Origin of the sequence: Xenorhabdus vietnamensis, from assembly GCF_002127535.1 — a bacterium.
Taxonomy (GTDB): Bacteria; Pseudomonadota; Gammaproteobacteria; order Enterobacterales; family Enterobacteriaceae; genus Xenorhabdus; species Xenorhabdus vietnamensis.
Genome location: NZ_MUBJ01000099.1, coordinates 1 through 957, shown reverse-complemented (window position 1 = coordinate 957; position 957 = coordinate 1). Strand labels below are relative to the sequence as shown.

At 45.6% G+C, this 957-nt stretch carries 1 protein-coding gene; it reads left to right on the top strand.

The window, feature by feature from the left end; all coding sequences use genetic code 11:
- Positions 1 to 201 precede the first annotated feature (201 nt).
- A protein-coding gene (locus Xvie_RS20360) for an IS5 family transposase (RefSeq protein ID WP_422645965.1) occupies positions 202 to 957 on the top strand; the annotation gives its coding sequence in 2 pieces (ribosomal slippage) (positions 202 to 577 and positions 577 to 957; 757 coding nt annotated over the 2 pieces). This gene is flagged as partial in the annotation.

Below are 957 nucleotides of genomic sequence, written 5' to 3'. Positions count from 1 at the left end.
TACTAGTACTACAGCCGTATTTGTTTTTCTCAATCGGAAATATGCCCGTAGAACAGCTTGAAATGATACGGTTTCTCAGTTTATTGATTATCAGATAACACGTTAATTTTGGGATGATTACGGCTGTAGTACTAGATGGTGTCGTCATGAGTAATTTTGTGTCATAATAAGTTTGTATCTCACAAATAGAGCGACTTAACCATGAGCGCACCCGCATACCGTCGTCACGATATCTCCGATCATGTTTGGAATTTACTTGAACCCCATTTACCCGGTCGAAAGGGGAATTGGGGACGAGTTGCTTACGACAATCGGTTATTTATCAATGCAGTATTTTGGATTTTACGAACAGGTGCCCCCTGGCGAGATCTACCGTCCGATTACGGTGACTGGAAAAATACGCATCGCCGTTTTTGCCGGTGGCGGGACAAAGGGATATGGGAAGGGTTACTCGAACAACTCATCGCTGAGCCGGATTTTGAGTGGTTAATGATCGATGCCAGCCACATTAAAGTTCATCCCCATGCAGCAGGAGCTAAAGGGGGTAATCAAGATATGGGACGCACAAAAGGGGGCTCGACTCAAAGATACATTTGGCCGTGGATGCGCATGGTATGCCGGTCAGAGCGATTATTACAAGCGGTACCACAGCGGATTGCTCACAAGCTGAATATTTGATTAAAGGGTTCGATGCAGAACATTTATTAGCGGATCGAGGCTATGACAGTGATACCCTCGCTGAACAAGCGAAACACCAAGGTATGGAAACACAAATTCCCAGCCGCAAAAATCGTAAAGTTAAACGAAAATATGATCGGGAACTCTATCGACTCAGGCATTTGGTTGAAAACGCTTTTCTACACCTGAAGCGCTGGCGTGGCATAGCGACCCGTTATGCCAAAAAGAGTACATCGTTTCTTGCGGCAGTCCAGATCCGTTGTCTCGCGCTTTGGTTGA